Source organism: Oleiphilus sp. HI0079 (genome assembly GCF_001635105.1).
In genome coordinates this window covers 1-1,378 of the sequence record NZ_LWFT01000624.1, presented here as the reverse complement: position 1 = coordinate 1,378, position 1,378 = coordinate 1, and the positions used below count along the sequence as shown (strand labels likewise).

Here is a 1,378-nt window from a genome sequence, read left to right as displayed (position 1 = left end):
TTGAGCACGTGCCGTCTCCTCTTTCAATCATCCAAGCATGCGAGAAATTATTAAAGCCTGGTGGTGAGCTTTTTCTAAGCACGATTAATCGAAACCCGAAGTCATATTTATTCGCGATTATTGGCGCCGAGCACATATTGAAAATGCTTCCAAAGGGGACACATGAGTTCAAGAAGTTTATTAAGCCCTCAGAGCTTGCGAACCATGTGCGAACAGCAGAGTTGGATATGCTTGATTTAACAGGTATGACTTACAATCCGATCATTAAGGAATACAAGCTATCGCGGGATGTTGACGTCAATTATCTTATGCATGCCAAGAAGCCGCTAAAATGATGGCAATTAGAGGCGTGCTTTTCGACTTAGACGGTACGCTGATGGATACCGCACCTGACTTCTACGTCACCTTGCATGAACTCAGGCAGCGTTACCAATTGCCTCGTTTATCTGAGCTTACTATTAGAAATAGAGTATCTGATGGTTCGAGAGCACTCACTCAGCTCTGCTTTGACCATGACTCACTAGACCCCGACACATTCGAGCAGCGCCGCTTGGAGCTTTTGGATATTTATGCTGAAGTAGCGGGACATCAAGTATCGATATTCCCCGAGATGACTGAAATACTGAATATCCTTGATTCAAATCAGATTCCGTGGGGGATCGTTACCAATAAGCCACGGCTCTATACAGAGCTCATTCTCGAGCGCTCATCGCTCAACTTAAACTGCAAAGTATTGGTATGCGCAGATGATTTGAGCAACGCAAAACCGGACCCAGAAGGGATACTCCTCGCATCTAGAGAGCTAGATTTGAATGCCCAAGACATTCTCTATGTGGGAGATCATGAACGGGACATCATCGCTGGCAAGCGTGCCGGTTGCCGGACTGCTGCGGTCACCTTTGGCTATTTTGACGAAGAGATCAACATCGATAGCTGGAGTGCTGACTTTGTCATTACATCGCTAAGTGACTTTGAAAGACAAACCAAATTTCAATAAGGCGATTCTGCGTATCATTCCAAGCAGTTCGTCGCCGCACGCTAAAAACAGCTATTTAACCAATCAGTGCCAACCAATACACCCACGCCTTAACAGTACATTTTCTGCACAAAAAGCTTGCAGTCAGAGCAAGCTAAACTACCCTAATATCTGTGATTTAGAGCAGCATCTTCGAATGACCACCTAGCCTTTACCATTCGTATTCATCATCGGTGAATAATGGGGATGCCTGTGCCAAGTAAGGTCGTATGTCACGTGCTTCTTCAGGAAAGAGTACAACTGAGTGATGGAAAAATGTCAGGAACGACTAGAACGTCTAGCAAAATGCCGAAACTCCATCAGCGAAAAAAGCTACGTGGTGCCAAACTTTTTCCAAGCGAC

The 1,378-nt window shown here is 45.2% G+C and carries 2 protein-coding genes; both read left to right on the top strand.

What is annotated here, in order from left to right:
- Window positions 1-335, top strand: a 335-nt coding sequence (gene ubiG / locus A3750_RS11300; RefSeq protein ID WP_068548273.1) for a bifunctional 2-polyprenyl-6-hydroxyphenol methylase/3-demethylubiquinol 3-O-methyltransferase UbiG, incomplete at its 5' end; no start/stop codon positions are given.
- A complete protein-coding gene (locus A3750_RS11295; RefSeq protein ID WP_068452910.1) occupies window positions 332-997 on the top strand; it encodes an HAD family hydrolase in 666 nt (221 codons plus the stop codon). The genes ubiG and A3750_RS11295, both read left to right, overlap by 4 nt.
- Window positions 998-1,378: the final 381 nt, after the last annotated feature.

Bases quoted from the DNA above. Each gene is read 5' to 3' on its own strand.
- A3750_RS11295 (WP_068452910.1), top strand. From the start codon at position 332: ATGATGGCAATTAGAGGCGTGCTTTTCGACTTAGACGGTACGCTGATG.